Origin of the sequence: Rothia sp. HMSC073B08, assembly GCF_001812975.1 — a bacterium.
Lineage (GTDB): Bacteria > Actinomycetota > Actinomycetes > Actinomycetales > Micrococcaceae > Rothia > Rothia mucilaginosa.
Map to the genome: position 1 here is coordinate 100,732 of NZ_KV811085.1, position 15,532 is coordinate 116,263.

Annotated in this window: 9 protein-coding genes; 4 read left to right on the top strand and 5 right to left on the bottom strand. The window is 61.9% G+C overall.

Translation table 11 applies throughout. The annotated features are described in order from the left end of the window. Positions 1 to 406 precede the first annotated feature (406 nt). Positions 407 to 3,745 carry a bifunctional [glutamine synthetase] adenylyltransferase/[glutamine synthetase]-adenylyl-L-tyrosine phosphorylase gene (locus HMPREF2884_RS07735; protein ID WP_210398949.1) on the bottom strand — a complete coding sequence of 1,113 codons (3,339 nt, stop codon included), beginning with the start codon at positions 3,743 to 3,745 and terminating at the stop codon, positions 407 to 409. Positions 3,746 to 3,988: 243 nt separating this feature from the next. After that, positions 3,989 to 5,329 (bottom strand): type I glutamate--ammonia ligase, encoded by a 1,341-nt coding sequence (glnA, locus tag HMPREF2884_RS07740; protein ID WP_049354867.1) that lies wholly within the window; start codon positions 5,327 to 5,329, stop codon positions 3,989 to 3,991. Positions 5,330 to 5,734: 405 nt separating this feature from the next. Here glnA and HMPREF2884_RS07745 point away from each other — a divergent pair, with 405 nt between their 5' ends. Then, positions 5,735 to 7,582, top strand: a complete 1,848-nt coding sequence (locus HMPREF2884_RS07745; protein WP_070616566.1) for a geranylgeranyl pyrophosphate synthase — start codon at positions 5,735 to 5,737, stop codon at positions 7,580 to 7,582. A gap of 54 nt (positions 7,583 to 7,636) precedes the next feature. Next, entirely contained in the window at positions 7,637 to 8,551 is a 915-nt protein-coding gene (panB, locus tag HMPREF2884_RS07750) for a 3-methyl-2-oxobutanoate hydroxymethyltransferase (protein WP_070616569.1), read from the top strand. 163 nt (positions 8,552 to 8,714) lie between these two features. Here panB and HMPREF2884_RS07755 read toward each other — a convergent pair whose 3' ends face one another. Then, positions 8,715 to 8,972, bottom strand: coding sequence for a hypothetical protein (locus tag HMPREF2884_RS07755; protein ID WP_083309684.1), 258 nt, complete (start codon positions 8,970 to 8,972; stop codon positions 8,715 to 8,717). Between the two features lie 259 nt (positions 8,973 to 9,231). Between HMPREF2884_RS07755 and map the strand changes: the two genes are divergently transcribed. Together map and ppgK are read left to right on the top strand one after the other, a co-directional pair. Then, the gene (map, locus tag HMPREF2884_RS07760; protein ID WP_049340708.1) at positions 9,232 to 10,143 is read left to right on the top strand and encodes a type I methionyl aminopeptidase; all 912 of its coding nucleotides are present in this window, start codon (positions 9,232 to 9,234) and stop codon (positions 10,141 to 10,143) included. Positions 10,144 to 10,255: 112 nt separating this feature from the next. Next, positions 10,256 to 11,107 carry a polyphosphate--glucose phosphotransferase gene (gene ppgK, locus HMPREF2884_RS07765; RefSeq protein WP_070506710.1) on the top strand — a complete coding sequence of 284 codons (852 nt, stop codon included), beginning with the start codon at positions 10,256 to 10,258 and terminating at the stop codon, positions 11,105 to 11,107. Positions 11,108 to 11,338: 231 nt separating this feature from the next. Here the strand turns inward: ppgK and nrdR are convergent, their stop codons facing one another. After that, a complete protein-coding gene (gene nrdR / locus HMPREF2884_RS07770) occupies positions 11,339 to 11,794 on the bottom strand; it encodes a transcriptional regulator NrdR (protein WP_005506525.1) in 456 nt (151 codons plus the stop codon). A 188-nt stretch (positions 11,795 to 11,982) separates the two neighbouring features. Next, entirely contained in the window at positions 11,983 to 15,525 is a 3,543-nt protein-coding gene (gene dnaE / locus HMPREF2884_RS07775) for a DNA polymerase III subunit alpha (protein ID WP_070616571.1), read from the bottom strand. Positions 15,526 to 15,532: the final 7 nt, after the last annotated feature.

The following is a 15,532-nucleotide window of genomic DNA, read 5'->3' on the forward strand; positions in this document are numbered from 1 at the left end:
GTGGTGCTCTACCAACTGAGCTACAACCGCATATCAGCGTATTCAATTTGAATCATGACGAGGAGTTTTTCGCTCCGTCGTGCTGACAGGTAAATACTATACGGGGTTTTTGAGTGTTTGCCAAATCCTTTGCAGAATGCCTTGTGTTCCGCATGTTTCCGGGGCAGAACGGGGTATTTGGGCTCGTTTTTGAGGTGCGCGAGCAAAATTTATTTTCATGGTGCCGGTCACATTTTTGGGGTTTTGGGGTGGTTACTGTTCCCGTGAGGGCAGCAGCGGGCACACGATGTCCTCCACGATGTCTGCAGAACGTCCGCAAAATTTTTTCAAAAGAGAACGAAAAAGAGAGGCGGGGAGCCAAAATTGGTTCCCCGCCCCTCCCCCATGAATTCCGCGCCTGTGATTTTTAGAGTTCTTCGAAGAAGAGTCGCTCGTAGACTTTGCGGGCGTTGCGGGTTTGGCGCAGGTAGTCCTCTTCGAGGGCGCGCGCGCTGCCGGCGGGGTATCCGCACCAGCGGGCGATTGCTTCCAAGTCGGCGCGTCCCGAGGGTAGGGTGTCGGATTGGCGCACGCCGCGCAGTACGTTGCCGCCGCGGATCTTCGTGGCGAGCAGCCAGGCGCCACTGAGGATTTCAGCGTCCGCGGCCTCGACCAGCCCCGCCTCAACCGCGGCGTTCAGCGCCTTCAGGGTGGAGGTGGTGCGCAGCCCGGGCACGGCGTGCGCGTGGCGCAGCTGTACGAGCTGGACCAGCCATTCCACGTCGGAGAGTCCGCCGCGGCCGAGCTTGAGCTGGCGGGTGCGGTCGGCGCCGTGCGGCATGCGTTCGTTTTCAACGCGCGCTTTCATGCGGCGAATCTGCTGCACCTGTTCGGGCGTGAAAGTTGCCGGGTAGCGGTACGGGTCGATGAGCTCCACGAAAGCCTCGCCGAGCGCCTCGTCGCCCGCGATGGGGCGGGCGCGGGTGAGCGCCTGGAACTCCCAGGTTTCCGCCCAGCGTTCGTAGTAGGAGCGGTAGGAGTCCAGCGAGCGCACGATAGCGCCCTGCTTGCCTTCGGGGCGCAGGTCGGCGTCCACTTCGAGGGGCCGTTCGGCGCGAATGGCGGGCTTGACGGGCTGTTTGAGGAGCGCCAGGGTGCGGTTGACGATGCGTGCCGCCTGTTCCTGTGCGGCGTCTTCGTCGGCCCCGTCGAGGGGTTCGTGAACGAACATGACGTCCGCGTCGGAGCCGAAGCCGTTCTCGGCGCCGCCGAGGCGGCCCATGCCGATGACGGCGATGCGGGTGAGCAGCTTCTCCCCCGCTGTCGCCTCAGCTTCGGCGGGTTCGGCGCCTTCCGGTGCCGTTTGGAGTTCACGCAGGGCAATCTGCAGCGCCGCACCGATCGTGCACTCGTCAATGGCGGCAAGACCGGCGCAGGTGTCTTCAATGTCGACGATACCCAGAGTCCAGCCCATGGCGGTGCGCAGGGTTTCGCGGCGGCGCAGGTAGCGCACGGCGCGCATCGCCTCGGCGGCGTCATCGTGGCGTGCCAGCAGCGAAGAAACCTCGGAGGCAAGCGCTTCCTCCCCCAGCGGTTTGAGGTCGGCGACCTTGTCCAGCCAGGCGATAGAAGCGGAGGCGTCCTCCAGCAGGTCGGTCATGGGGCGTGAGCTGGAGAGTAGCTGACTGAGGCGCTCGGCGGCTGCGGGCGAGTCGCGGAGCATGCGCAGGTACCAGCTGGTGCTGCCGAGCGATTCGGAGACGATGCGGAAGCCGAGCAGGCCGGCGTCTGCGTCCACGCCGCGGGCGAACCAGCCCAGCAGCACGGGCATGAGATGCCGCTGAATATCTGCACTGCGGGAAAGTCCCGTGGTGAGTGCCTTGATGTGGCGCATGGCGCCGCGCGGGTCGCGGTAGCCGAGTGCGGCGAGGCGGTCCTGTGCGGCCTGTTCGCTGAGGACCACTTCGTCGCGGCTGAGCGTGGAGACGGCGGCAAGTAGCGGGCGGAAGAAGATTCGCTCGTGCAGTGAACGGACGTTCCGTTTAATTTTCTGCCACGCCTTGAGCATCTGCTCGGCGGAGAGCGTGCCGTTGCGTTCCGGGGACAGGATCGAGCGGGCGAGGGCGCGCTGTTCGGCGTCCTTCTCGGGCATCAGGTGGGTGCGGCGCAGCTGCTGCAGCTGGATGCGGTGCTCCAGCACGCGCAGCTTCTTGTAGTCGCGGCTGAACGCCTCGGCGTCGGTGCGGCTAATGTAGCTGACCGCCGTCAGCGCGGCCAGCGAGTCTACAGTGGATTTGGTGCGCACGGCGGGGTCGGTTCGACCGTGCACAAGCTGCAGCAGCTGCACGGTGAACTCGATATCGCGCAGGCCGCCCGGGCCCAGCTTAATCTGACGGTCCACCTGGTGCGAAGGGATATTGTCGGTCACGCGGGCGCGCATTGCTTGCACGGATTCCACGAAGGATTCGCGGGCGGCAGACTCCCACACGAAGGGGTCAATGGCGCGGGCGTAGCGGGCACCCAGTTGCGCCGAACCGGCGATGGGGCGAGCCTTGAGCAGAGCCTGGAACTCCCAGTTTTCTGCCCAGCGCTTGTAGTACTGAACGTAGGATTCGACGGTGCGCACGAGCGGGCCGTCCTTACCCTCGGGGCGCAGGTTCGCGTCAACCTCCCAGAGAGCGGGTTCGGGTGCGGGGCCCATAATGGCGCGGGTGAGGGCGTGCACGAGTTCCGTGCCGATGGTGGAACATTCGTTCTCGGTGAGCTTGAGCGGGGTGGTCTCCCCCTCTGCCCCGGTGCTGGGCGCGGGTTCGACCGGCGCGACCACGTACACCACGTCAACGTCAGAGATGTAGTTCAGCTCGCGGGCACCGCACTTACCCATGCCGATAATCGCCAAGTCCAGGGCGTCTACAGCCTCGCCGCGGCGAGGGGCCGCCAGGCCGGGGCCCAGCCCCTCCGCAACTTCGGTGCGGGCAATGGCGAGCGCACCCTCCAGCGCGGCGGCAGCCAAATCGGCGAGGTGCCGGCCAATGGTCGGCATCATTTCGACCGGGTCTTCGCAGCACACGTCGAGCAGGGCGATGCGCGCCAGGGCGGCGCGGTAGGCGACGCGCAGGGTCACGTACCCGTCTTTGCCGGTCTGTTCGGCGGCAGCGCGCGGACGCTCCGCGTGGGGGTCGGCACCGAGGGCGGTAAGGATGTCGCGGCGGTAGGGGGTGTCCAGCGGTGTGATGGGGGTCAGGAATTCCCCATCGGTTTCTGGCAGAATCGACGCCGGGTGCTGGGAGCGAATCAGCGCGCTCTCAGCCGGGTACACCTGCGTGTCGAAGAGCGGGTCAATGTGTTCGGGGCGGCGGTAGAGAAAATCGCCAATCGCCTGGGATGCGCCGAGCAGGCGGTACATGCCGAATTCTTCTTCGCCGCGGTTGGCGCGTTCGGCGACCGCCGGGTGCTTCTCGATGAGGCGCACGAGGGCGGGCAGGGCAATATCCGGTGAGGGTGCGAGGCGCAGCCCGGCAAAGAGCGCATCCTGCGAGACGTGCTTCAGTTCGGGTGCGTTGAGCCAGCGTTCTGCCTTGGACGGGTCGTGGAAGCCGGTGGCGATCATGCGGGTGCGCAGGCGTAGCTGGGCTTTGCGTTCGGCTTCGGCGCGTTGCTCGTCGTCGAGTGCGTCGGGGGCGATGTCGGTGAGCGGTTTGGGTTCTTTGGCGGGGTCGATAATGCGGATGAGCCCGGTGGCCGGGTAGTGGGAGCTGTCAGTCATAGCGTGAGAACCGTGGGTAGAGAACTGGGGTTAGAGAACTGTGGGTGGAGAGTAGATCCGGGGTGGAAAGTATAAATTTCGCCAGCAAAAATCGGCGGCTAAAAATCGGCGGTGAACGGTGCAGCCGATAGGTGCATTTGATAGACCTGTGGGCGGTACCCGCCGGCGTGTTACCGGTAGCGGGTACCGCCCTGAGGCTGTCAGCGCTCACTCATCCTATGAGGAGGTGAGAAAATCCAGCCGTTAGAGGATTCCGAGGTTGTGCTTGAGCTCGTACGGGGTCACCTGAGCCTGGTACTGGTCCCAGTCGGCGCGCTTATTGCGCAGGAACTGCTCGAAGACCTGCTCGCCCAGAACCTCCGCCATGAACTCGGATTCTTCGGTGATATTGATGGCTTCACGCAGGGACGCGGGCAGCGGGTTGTAGCCCATGGCGCGGCGTTCGGCGTTGGTCATGGCGGCGAGGTCTTCGGTCACGGCGGGCATGAGCGGGTACTCGTTTTCGATACCCTTCAGACCGGCGGCGAGAATCACCGCGTAGGCGAGGTACGGGTTCGATGCTGAGTCCAGGCCGCGGTACTCGATGCGGGCGGACTGCATCTTGTTCGGCTTGTACAGAGGCACACGCACGAGGGCGGAGCGGTTGTTGTGGCCCCAGGAGACGTAGGAGGGCGCCTCGCCGCCGCCCCAGAGGCGCTTGTAGGAGTTGATGAACTGGTTGGTGACCGAGGTGAATTCGGGGGCGTGCTTGAGCACACCGGCGATGAAGTGGCGTGCGGTCTTGGACAGCTGGTATTCGGCGCCGGCTTCGAAGAATGCGTTGGTGTCGCCTTCGAAGAGGGAGAAGTGGGTGTGCATGCCGCTGCCGGCGTACTTGGTGAAGGGCTTGGGCATGAAGGTTGCGTACATGCCGAGCGAGTAAGCGACTTCCTTGATGACGGTGCGGAAGGTCATGACGTTGTCGGCGGTCTGCAGGGCGTCGGCGTGGCGCAGGTCGATTTCGTTCTGGCCGGGGCCGGTTTCGTGATGGCTGAATTCGACGGAGATACCGACCTCTTCGAGCATGGTCACTGCCTTGCGGCGGAAGTCCTGCACGATGCCGCCGGGGGTGTGGTCGAAGTAGGATTCGTGGTCCACGGGCACGGGGAATCCGTCCGCGCCGAGCTTGGAGGATTCGAGCAGGTAGAACTCAATTTCGGGCGAGGTGTAGCAGGTGAAACCCATTTCGGCGGCCTTGTTGAGCACGCGCTTGAGCACGCCGCGGGTGTCGGAGGCGCTGATCTCGCCGTCGGGGGTGAGCACGTCACAGAACATGCGGGAGGTGTAGTCTTCCTCGCCGCGCCAGGGCAGGATCTGGAAGGTGGAGGGGTCCGGCTGCAGCAGCATGTCGGATTCGTAGATGCGGGAGAAACCCTCAATCGAGGAGCCGTCAAAGCCCAGGCCCTCATCGAAGGCGCTTTCTACTTCAGCCGGTGCGAGCGCCACGGATTTGAGGGTGCCGACCACATCGGTGAACCAGAGACGGATGAAGCGGATGTCGCGCTCTTCGATGGTGCGCAGTACGAATTCCTGTTGGCGGTCCATGAGTTGCCCTCTCGGTGCGGGCGTGCATCCGCGTGGTACCCGTCTGTGGGTGGCGGAGGCGCGCTAAATTTGCTGCCGAGGTGAAGAAGACCCTGTTGCGGAAGGTCCTGCATGTCCCTTGGGGTTCCAAGGGGTTGCGGCGGGTTGTGTACCAGCGGTGCTGGCGCCTCCTTGCCCCGGCGTGTGTCCTGTTGTTATCTAGCCTATCGGGTTCTGCTGTGTGGCGGGTGGGTGGGAGGTTTCGTTTGTGTAAATTCTCTTTTCGTGTGCCGCGGTAGCTCAGATTCTGGGCGGTACCGGGGCCGCTCCCCCACTTTTCTGCGGTGCGGGTCTAGGCTTTGTTCAGATACCTGGCAGATGACGGTTCGCGGGGCGTGGTCGGGGTCGCCTTGCGATAATGGGGGTATGCTACATTCCGTTCTTCTCTCATCAGCTTCGCAGGCGCTGCCCGCACAGGTGGCGCCCGCACAGATTCCTCTAGCGGCAAGCACGCTGGTTGCTGCTGACCCCACCGGGCTTGAGTGGCTGCTACTTATTGCCGCCCCCATTGTTTTCTTGGTGTTGTATCTGGTCTGTCTTTTTGCGGTTGCAGTCTTTGGCCCGACAGTCATGAAGAATAACAAGACCGGTGGTGCGACCTACCTGCTGGACCGTCCCTCCCGTGTGGCGTTTAGGGTTCGTACCCTGGCGTTGTGGGCGCTGGTTGGTGCGTTTGTGGAGTTCATTTGGACCGGTTACACGGGCCGTTTGGGGTCAAGCGCAGCTATTCCGATCATTATTTTTAGTTGGTCGTGGAAGTACACTTTCTTCTTCTTGCCGCTTCAGGTAATTCGTTCCTGGTATGTTCACGCAAGCCGCGGCAAGTATGATGCGCTGTCGGCTGAGGGTGCTCAGCGCCGTGAGAAGCTGAACCGTAAGAGCGCCTACGAGGTGTCGAAGATGATGCAGCGTAACCCGCAGCAGTTCGCGATGAGCAAGGAGCTGCATACGCTGGCGCGCGGTCAGAAGATTGCGGGCGTGCGTCCGTTCCAGCACCTTGACGAGGCGGGCAAGAAGCGCCGCACGAACTATACGGTGGAGCTGGCTGTGGCGCTCATGCAGGCGCGTGCCATGAACCCCGGCAAGCTTCCGTCGGAGGCGTTCGGCGAGGGCATCCTGGGTATGGGTCTTGGCGTTAGATCTGATCGGGCGGTGGAGCAGACGTGGCTGACGCTGTGCACCGAGCGTGTGAACGCGGTGGATGCGCCGAACTACCCTGATTCGCTGTACCCGGTGTCGGCTCGTTTTTCGCTGTTTACCACGATGTCGCTGTTGCAGCCGCTGATGGGTCGCCCCTATTCACCATTTACTGCGCCGAATGCGCGCCGTTTCGTGCCCCGTGATTTCTCGGCGGATACCGTGCTGTTGAAGACTGAGGAGCTGGGCAAGAAGGCTCTGGCGCAGAGCGCGATTTTCCGTCAGATTCATGAGCGTCTTCTGCCGTTGCATCGGCAGCAGCCTCAGCTGGTGGATGGCCGCGCCCTGGCGTATTGCGGTGCCCTACTGCTGAGCGTGGCGAAGGCGGAGGCGGAGAGCCAGCGGTTGACGAGCCAGATTCTGGCGGCGGCCGCTTCTGAGCGTGGCATCCTGTCCTTTGGAGTGTTCTCGCAGATCTCTGAGGATTATCAGTGTGTTCAGCGTCTGCTGAATCTGATGGTGAAGGCGACCGCCGACGTTGAGCGTTTCATCAACGCGGTGGAGGCGCTGGTGCAGATGCATTCTGGTCCGGTTCAGCCTTCCGGCATTGCGTACGAGAAGGTGCAGATGGAGTACATTGCTGCTCTTCTGGACGTTATTGTCTTCTCTTCGCACGCCCCGCTTGCCGGTTCTATTCAGGCGTCTTACGCCCTGCTGAAGGCAGACTATGAGGCGTTTACATTCAACACCACCGATGAGTTGAGCCGCAGCTACTGGCTGCAGTACGCGAAGAACGCGGTGAATGCCTGCGATACGGGCCTGTCCCAGGGCTATGAGGGCTTCTTCGATAACGATGCGGCGCTCCCGGCGTGGGAGTCCTACGCGGAGGACGTCGTGAAGGAAGTCTGCACCTATTCGATCATGCAGCTGTACTGGGATGCTCTGGTGCAGCAGGCGCTCATTCAGCGCGATTTGCCGCGTGAGTTTAGTGATGCTTCTTCCGCTGTTCCGGAGCTGATGAATAAGAACGCCGCTGCGTCGTTCCCGACCTACTACATTAACCTCATCTGGAACTAGGTTCGGGGCGAGCGGTACGCCAGGTTGGAGCCGTGCAGGGTTAGAATAGTCAGCATGACTACTGAGCGTTCTTCCGAGATCTCTTCGCCCTACGCGGCACAGCCTGCCGCTACCTCCGCGGCTGCTCCCGCGACTGCTTCTGCATCGAAGCCTTTTGACCTGGACACCGTCAAGAAGGTGCGTACCGTTCACCTGGCTCAGGCTAAGGCGACCGGTCAGAAGTTCTCCATGCTGACCTGTTATGACGCTCTGACGGCGCAGATTTTTGATCGCGCCGGCGTCGACATGCTGCTGGTGGGTGATTCAGCGGCGAATGTGGTGCTCGGCTACGAGTCCACCCTGACCATTACCCTGGATGAGATGATTCCTCTGGTTGCGGCGGTTTCCCGCGGTGCATCCCGCGCCATGGTGGTCGCTGATCTGCCGTTTGGTTCCTATGAACAATCCCCACAGCAGGCGGTGGCGAGCGCTGTTCGCCTGATGAAGGAGGGCGGCGCGCACGCGGTCAAAATTGAGGCGGATGCCTCGATGGCTGAGTGGGTTCGTGCCCTGGTGCGTACCGGTATTCCGGTGGTGGCGCATGTTGGTTTCACCCCGCAGTCGGAGCATGCCCTGGGCGGTTTCCGTGTGCAGGGCCGCGGTGATGCGTCTGAGCGTGTTCGTGAGGATGCGGTAGCGCTGGCTGAGGCTGGCGCTTTCTGCGTGCTCATGGAGATGGTGACCGCTCAGACTGCGCAGCTGGTGGATGAGGCTGTGGGCGCTGTGCCGACTATTGGTATTGGTGCATCGAATGTGACGACCGGTCAGGTGCTGGTGTGGCAGGACATGATGGGTGTTCGTTCCGGTCGCGTGCCGCGTTTTGTGAAGCAGTTTGCGCAGGTCGGCCAGGTCATGGAGGATGCTGCGCGTGCTTATCGTGAGCAGGTTCGTTCGGGTGAGTTCCCGGCGGCTGAGCACACTTTTGAGTAGGCTTTAGCCTGAGAAAAGGCTTATGAAGAAAGCTTGAGAAGAAAGACCCCCGTATCCGGTGCTCCGAGTGCGGGGGTCTTTCGTCTCAGACTGTATGTCTGTTAGGCGGCGTGCGCCTTGAGCGTTGCTGAGGGCGTTGGGCAAGGCTGAGGGTGCTCGTTCTTTAGAGCCAGCCGCCGTCCTTTTCCCAGGCGTCGTTGCGTTCGCGGGCGCGGTGCATGGCGTGTGCCGCCTCCTCGTAGGTTTTGAAGGGGCCCCACAGGGAGGTGACGGCGCTCTGCTGGCCGCGTTCAACCTGACCGGTTTTGAGGTTGTACCAGTACTCTTCGGGGTGCGGGCTGGTGGCTTCGGTCGCGGAGTTCAGGGTCTTTTCGACCGCCGATTCGATGGCTTCGCTCAGGTGGCTTTTCTTCTCACTCATGGGTTCTCCTTCGACGGTATTGAGTCAGTATGTCTAGCATCTCACGCGCCCAGGTTCGTGGCAATGAGGCGGGCGAAGCTTCTCGCGGTGTTCCTCCCCTTTTCCCCTGTCTTCTCCTCCGCTCCCCGCCGCGCGGTTTTGCCGCTAGGGTGTATGGAATTTTATTCACAATCTGGGAAAAAGGTACGGCTTGTGTATCCGCCGCTTTTTAGCGCCTGCGCTAGGGACACAAACCGCCCCCGCCCGGTAAGATGAAACTATGTCTTCAACCAAAACGAATACTTCGCATAATCTTCCCGCAGAGCCCGGTCGTGCACCCGTCGGTTGTCTGACCCCCGGACGCGTCAGCCCCATGCGCCCGGTCCCCTCGCACATTGTTCGCCCCGAGTACGTGGGTAAGCCCACCGCCAACGAGGGTAACGACTCGAACATGTACACCCCCGAGGAAGTTGAGCGGGTTCGCGCAGCCGGCAAGATCGCGGCAGGCGCCATCGTTGAAGCATCCAAGATTTGCGTGCCCGGCACCACCACCGACGAGATTGACGTGCTGGTCCACGAATACATTTGCGACCACGGCGCGTACCCCTCCACCGTGGATTACCGCGGCTACCCCAAGTCCGTGTGCACCTCCCTAAACGAGGTCATCTGCCACGGCATCCCGGACTCCACCGTGCTGGAGGACGGCGACATCCTCAACCTGGACGTCACCGCATACCTGGACGGCATGCACGGCGACACCAACAAGACCCTGCTCATCGGCAACGTGGACGAAGAGTCCCGCCTGCTGGTTGAACGCACCGAAGAGTCCCTGAACCGTGCGATTAAGGCTGTGAAGCCGGGCCGCCAGATCAACGTGATTGGTCGCGTCATTGAGAAGTATGCGGCACGTTTCGGTTACGGCGTGGTTCGCGACTACACCGGTCACGGTGTGGGTCGTGAGTTCCACTCGGGCCTCATCATCCCCCACTACGATGCGGCACCCGCCTACGACACCGAGATTCGTGAGGGCATGATTTTCACCATCGAGCCCATGCTGACCCTCGGCACCATCGAATGGGACCTGTGGGACGACGACTGGACCGTGGTCACCCGCGACCGCAAGCGCACCGCGCAGTTCGAGCACACCCTCGTGGTGACCGCTGACGGCGCGGACATCCTCACCCTGCCCTAAGTTGTTGTCTTAGGCATCTAAGTTTTACGGCTAACCTGCCGGACCATCTATTCATTATCACTCGATAGCGCAGATATGTTCCTCCGCTCAGGCGAAGGAAAGAAAGGAAATCATGGCTAACTACGCTGAGCCCGGCCTCATCAACGACCTGCCCGAACCCACCCCCAAGGACCTGCAGATTGGTGTGGACATTGGAGGCACCGGCATTAAGGGCGGCATCGTCGACCTGCGCACCGGTAACCTCGTTTCGGACCGTTTCCGCATTGACACCCCCAAGCCCGCAACCCCCGCCGCTGTGGCTGAGGTTGTACGCCGCGTAGTCGACGAGCTGCAGGGTCGCGACCTGGCACCGGACCCCGAGTCCGCTGTCGGCATCGACTTCCCCGCAGTGGTGAAGAACGGCATGGTCTTCTCCGCAGCTAACGTGGACGATTCCTGGATTAACACCGACCTGGAGCAGGTCATGAGCGAGGCGCTGGGCGGCCGTACCGTCTACGGTCTCAACGACGCTGACGCAGCCGGTCTGGCTGAGGCAACCTACGGTCAGGGCCGTAACCGTGACGGCCTGATTGCTGTCATCACCCTGGGCACCGGCATCGGCTCCGCCCTCATCAACAACGGCGTGCTGATCCCGAACACCGAGCTGGGCCACCTGGAGATTGACGGCCACAACGCCGAGTCTCAGGCTTCCGCTCGTGCCCGCGAGGTGCACGAGCTGTCCTGGAAGAAGTACGGCAAGCGCCTGTACCGCTACTTCGAGCACGTACAGATGCTCTTCTCCCCCGACCTGTTCATCATTGGCGGCGGCATCTCCAAGAACCCGGAGAAGTTCATGCCCTACTTTGAGGATCAGATTCGTACCCCCATGGTCATGGCTGCCCTGCGTAACAACGCGGGTATTGTGGGTGCGGCACTGTGGGCTGGCGGCATGCTGCCGGAGCGTCAGCGCCGCGGCGAAGCGTAAGGTTTTCCTGAACCTGCTTGACCCGCGGCCGCGTCAGCGCCGCGGCGAAGCGTAAGGGCTTGCTTCCTGCTATCCGCCTCGGATAGCGCTTCACATACGTACGAAGGGACCGCCTTCCGAATCATTCGGAAGGCGGTCCCTTCTGTATGCCGCCGCTCATGTAGCGGCGGCTGAGCTCATTAGCTACTGGGTTAGCTAGTGGCTGTGCTAGTCAGTTACTGTGCTAGCTAGTTACTGGGCGATGCGGTCCTCACGCAGACGCGCAATCGCCTCCTCAAAGTCTTCAAGGTTCTCAAAGGCCTGGTACACGCTCGCAAAACGCAGGTAGGCGACCGCGTCCAGCTTCGACAGCGGCTCCAGGATGGTCAGACCCACCTCGTGCGCGTTAATCTCCGCCAGACCGCGGGCACGAATCAGCTCCTCAACCTCCTGGGCGAGCTTCGCCAAATCGTCCTCACCCACGGGGCGACCCTGGCATGCCTTACGCACGCCGGCGGCAATCTTCGAACGGTCGAAGGGCTCGGTCACGCCCGAACGCTTAATCACCGAAATGGTGGTGGTTTCAACGGTCGTGAAGCGGCGAGCGCAGGAGGTGCACTGGCGGCGGCGGCGAATTGCGGCGCCGTCATCGGTGGTGCGGGAATCCACCACGCGCGAGTCGGTGTGCTTGCAATAGGGGCAGTACATTCGTTTCTCCTTGGCTGGGCGTTAGGGGCGCCCGCGTATACAGCGCTCAAGAATATTTATACCTATTCTACCGTGATATACAGCGGGTACACCGTATGTTGTGAGTGAATATACGCTCAGGGTGGACTCTGCTATGCAGAATCCACCCTGCCATTCCCCTCATGGGGGTGCATTGTTAGCGTGCGTTGTTAGCGTCGAATGCAGCTCGGACCGAAAATCGTCTTGATTTCACCGAAGAGGCTCGGGTTCGGTTCCACGCGCACGCTCGCATCCAGCAACACCAGTTGCTCCTTATCGCGGGTGCGGATGAGCATGCGCACATCCGCGGTTCCCTTGTGGTCGCGCAGGGTCTCCTTCAGCTCCTTCAGGTTCGCCTCGGTCACCAGGTACTCGGGTACCACGATGGTGATGGGTGCGGCGCGGCCGTCATCGCTGATTTCCAGGATCTGCATTTCCTGCGCGCTCATGTTCACGCTGCCGTCGTCACGGCGCTGCACGCGGCCACGAATCGAGCAGATGAGGTCGTCCGCCAGGGCGGCGCCCATCGTCTCGTAGGCGCGGGAGAAGAACATGACCGTAATGGTTGCGCCCGAGGGGTCTTCCAGCTCCACGGAGGCGTACTGGTTACCGCTGGACTTGGCGATACGGCGCGAAACGCCGGTGAGCATGCCCGCAACGGTGACGGTTTCGCCGTCGCGCACGTGCGAGTCTTCACCAATAATGTCGTGCACCGAATGGCTTGCGGCATCCGAGAGCGCACGTTCCAGGCCACGCAGCGGGTGGTCCGAAACGTACAGGCCCAGCATGTCACGCTCAAAGTTCAGCTTCTCGCGGCGCTCCCAATCCGGAACCTCCGGAATGGTCACGGTCAGCTCATCACCCAGGGCGTCATCCATGCCGAGGGAGCCAAAGAGGTCGAACTGACCCGCCGCTTCCTTACGCTTGACCGCCACGGCTGCGTCCACTGCCGCCTCGTGAATGAGGGACAGCGAACGGCGGGTGTGGCCCAGGTCGTCGAAAGCGCCCGCCTTAATGAGCGACTCGATGGTGCGCTTATTACACACCTGCAGCGGCACCTTCTTCAGGAAGTCGTTGAAGGACTCGTAACGGCCCTTCTCCTCGCGGGCGGCAATCATGCCTTCGACCACGTTCGCGCCCACGTTACGGATCGCGCCCATACCGAAGCGGATGTCCTCACCCACGGGGGCGAAGGTCAGGGTGGATTCGTTCACGTCCGGCGCGAGCACGGTAATGCCCATGGCGCGGCACTCGTTCAGGTACAGCGCGAGCTTGTCCTTGTTATCGCCCACGCTGGTCAGCAGCGCAGCCATGTACTCCTGCGGGTAATGCGCCTTCAGGTACGCCGTCCAGTACGACACCAGACCGTACGCCGCCGTGTGCGCCTTGTTGAACGCGTAGTCAGAGAACGGCAGCAGAATATCCCAGAGCGCCTTAATAGCGCCCTCAGAGTAGCCGTTAGAAATCATGCCGTCGTGGAAGGTAGCGTACTGCTTATCCAGCTCCGCCTTCTTCTTCTTACCCATCGCACGGCGCAGCAAGTCTGCCTCACCCAGAGTGTAGTTCGCGACCTTCTGAGCAATCGCCATAACCTGTTCCTGATACACAATCAGGCCGTAGGTGGTGTCCAGAATGTCCTTCAGCGGCTCTTCCAGCTCGGGGTGAATCGGCTCGATCTCCTGCTTACCGTTCTTACGCAGAGCGTAGTTGGTGTGCGAGTTCGCGCCCATCGGGCCCGGACGGTACAGCGCCAACACTGCCGAAATGTGCTCGAACTCCTCGGGCTCCATGAGCTTGAGCAGCGAGCGCATCGGGCCGCCGTCGAGCTGGAACACGCCGAGGGTGTCGCCGCGCGCCAGCAGACGGTACGATTCCGGGTCATCCAGCGAGAGGGATTCAAGGTCCAGGTCAATGCCTCGGTTAGCCTTAATGTTCTCCACCGCATCAGAGATGATGGTGAGGTTACGCAGACCCAAGAAGTCCATCTTGATCAGGCCCAGGCCCTCACAGGTGGGGTAATCGAACTGGGTGATAACCTGGCCGTCGGCTTCGCGGCGCATCACGGGGATCACGTCCACGAGGTCCTTGCTGGACATAATCACGCCCGCAGCGTGCACGCCCCACTGACGCTTCAGGCCCTCCAGGCCCTTCGCGGTTTCGAACACCTGGCCGTAGATCTTATCGACCGGGTCCTCGATGAGGGCACGCAAATCTGCCGCCTCGGCGTAACGCTTATCCTCTTCGTTGTACACGTTCGCCAGGGCGATGTTCTTACCCATGACGTCCGGCGGCATCGCCTTGGTGAGGCGCTCGCCGACCGAGTACGGCTGGTCCATCACGCGGGAGGCGTCCTTGAGCGCCTGCTTCGCCTTAATGGTGCCGAAGGTAACGATCTGTGCAACCTTCTCTTCACCGTATTTTTCGGTCACGTAGTCGATGACTTCGCCGCGGCGACGATCGTCAAAGTCCACATCGAAGTCGGGCATGGAGACGCGGTCGGGGTTGAGGAATCGCTCGAAAATCAGGTCGTGGTCGAGCGGGTTCAGGTCGGTAATACGCATCGCGTACGCGACCATGGAGCCTGCACCGGAGCCACGGCCGGGACCCACGCGAATACCGTTGCGCTTAGCCCAGTTGATGAAGTCGGCGACCACGAGGAAGTAGCCGGGGAAGCCCATGGAGGTAATGACCCCCACCTCGTATTCAGCCTGCTTGCGCACCTTGTCGGGCACTCCGTCCGGGAAGCGGTAGTGCAGGCCCTTCTCGACCTCCTTCACGAACCAGGATTCCTCGTTTTCGCCCTCGGGCACGGGGAAGTTCGGCATGTAGTTTGCCTTGGTGTTGAACTCCACGTTGCAGCGTTCAGCGATTTCGAGGGTGTTCTCGCACGCGCCGGGAATGTCGCCGAAGAGGGCGTACATTTCTTCTGCCGAGCGCAGGTAGAAGTTATCCGCATCGAATTTGAAGCGCTTGGGGTCGGTGAGGGTCGAGCCGGACTGCACGCACAACAGCGCCGCGTGGGCGGTGTGGTCTTCCTGGCGGGTATAGTGCAGGTCATTGGTGGCGACGAATGGCAGGTTCAGCTTCTTGGCGAGGCGGTGCAGGTCCTCCTGAACGTTGCGTTCAATGTCCAGGCCGTGGTCCATGACTTCGCAGTAGAAATTGTCCTTGCCGAAAATATCGCGGAATTCGCTCGCAGCCTGGACCGCCTCGTCGAACTGTCCCAGGCGCAGGCGGGTCTGCACCTCACCGGAGGGGCAGCCGGTGGTCGCAATCAGGCCCTTCGAGTAGGTCTGCAGCACCTCACGGTCCATACGCGGCTTGTACAGCTGACCTTCCAGCGACGCAATCGAGGAGGCACGGAACAGGTTGTGCATGCCTTCGGTGGTTTCAGCCCACATGGTCATGTGGGTGTACGCGCCACCACCGGAGACGTCGTCGCGGGAGCCGTCGCCCCAACGCACACGCGAACGGTCGGTGCGGTGCGTGCCGGGGGTCAGGTACGCCTCCACACCGATAATGGGCTTGATGTCGTGCGCTTTAGCCTGACGCCAGAAGTCGAAGGCACCAAAGAGGAAGCCGTGGTCACTGGTCGCCATGGACTTCATGCCGAGTTCTTTAGCGTGGGTGAACAGGTCACCCAGGCGCGCGGCACCGTCGAGCATGGAGTACTCGGTGTGCACGTGCAGGTGCGTAAATTCTTTGGTTGCCACGGATATC

Excerpts from the sequence above, each read along its gene's own strand:
- HMPREF2884_RS07745 (WP_070616566.1), top strand. The coding sequence starts at position 5,735 with ATGCTACATTCCGTTCTTCTCTCATCAGCTTCGCAGGCGCTGCCCGCA.
- panB (WP_070616569.1), top strand. The coding sequence starts at position 7,637 with ATGACTACTGAGCGTTCTTCCGAGATCTCTTCGCCCTACGCGGCACAG.
- nrdR (WP_005506525.1), bottom strand. The coding sequence starts at position 11,794 with ATGTACTGCCCCTATTGCAAGCACACCGACTCGCGCGTGGTGGATTCC.
- HMPREF2884_RS07755 (WP_083309684.1), bottom strand. The coding sequence starts at position 8,972 with ATGAGTGAGAAGAAAAGCCACCTGAGCGAAGCCATCGAATCGGCGGTC.
- glnA (WP_049354867.1), bottom strand. The coding sequence starts at position 5,329 with ATGGACCGCCAACAGGAATTCGTACTGCGCACCATCGAAGAGCGCGAC.
- ppgK (WP_070506710.1), top strand. The coding sequence starts at position 10,256 with ATGGCTAACTACGCTGAGCCCGGCCTCATCAACGACCTGCCCGAACCC.
- map (WP_049340708.1), top strand. The coding sequence starts at position 9,232 with ATGTCTTCAACCAAAACGAATACTTCGCATAATCTTCCCGCAGAGCCC.
- HMPREF2884_RS07735 (WP_210398949.1), bottom strand. The coding sequence starts at position 3,745 with ATGACTGACAGCTCCCACTACCCGGCCACCGGGCTCATCCGCATTATC.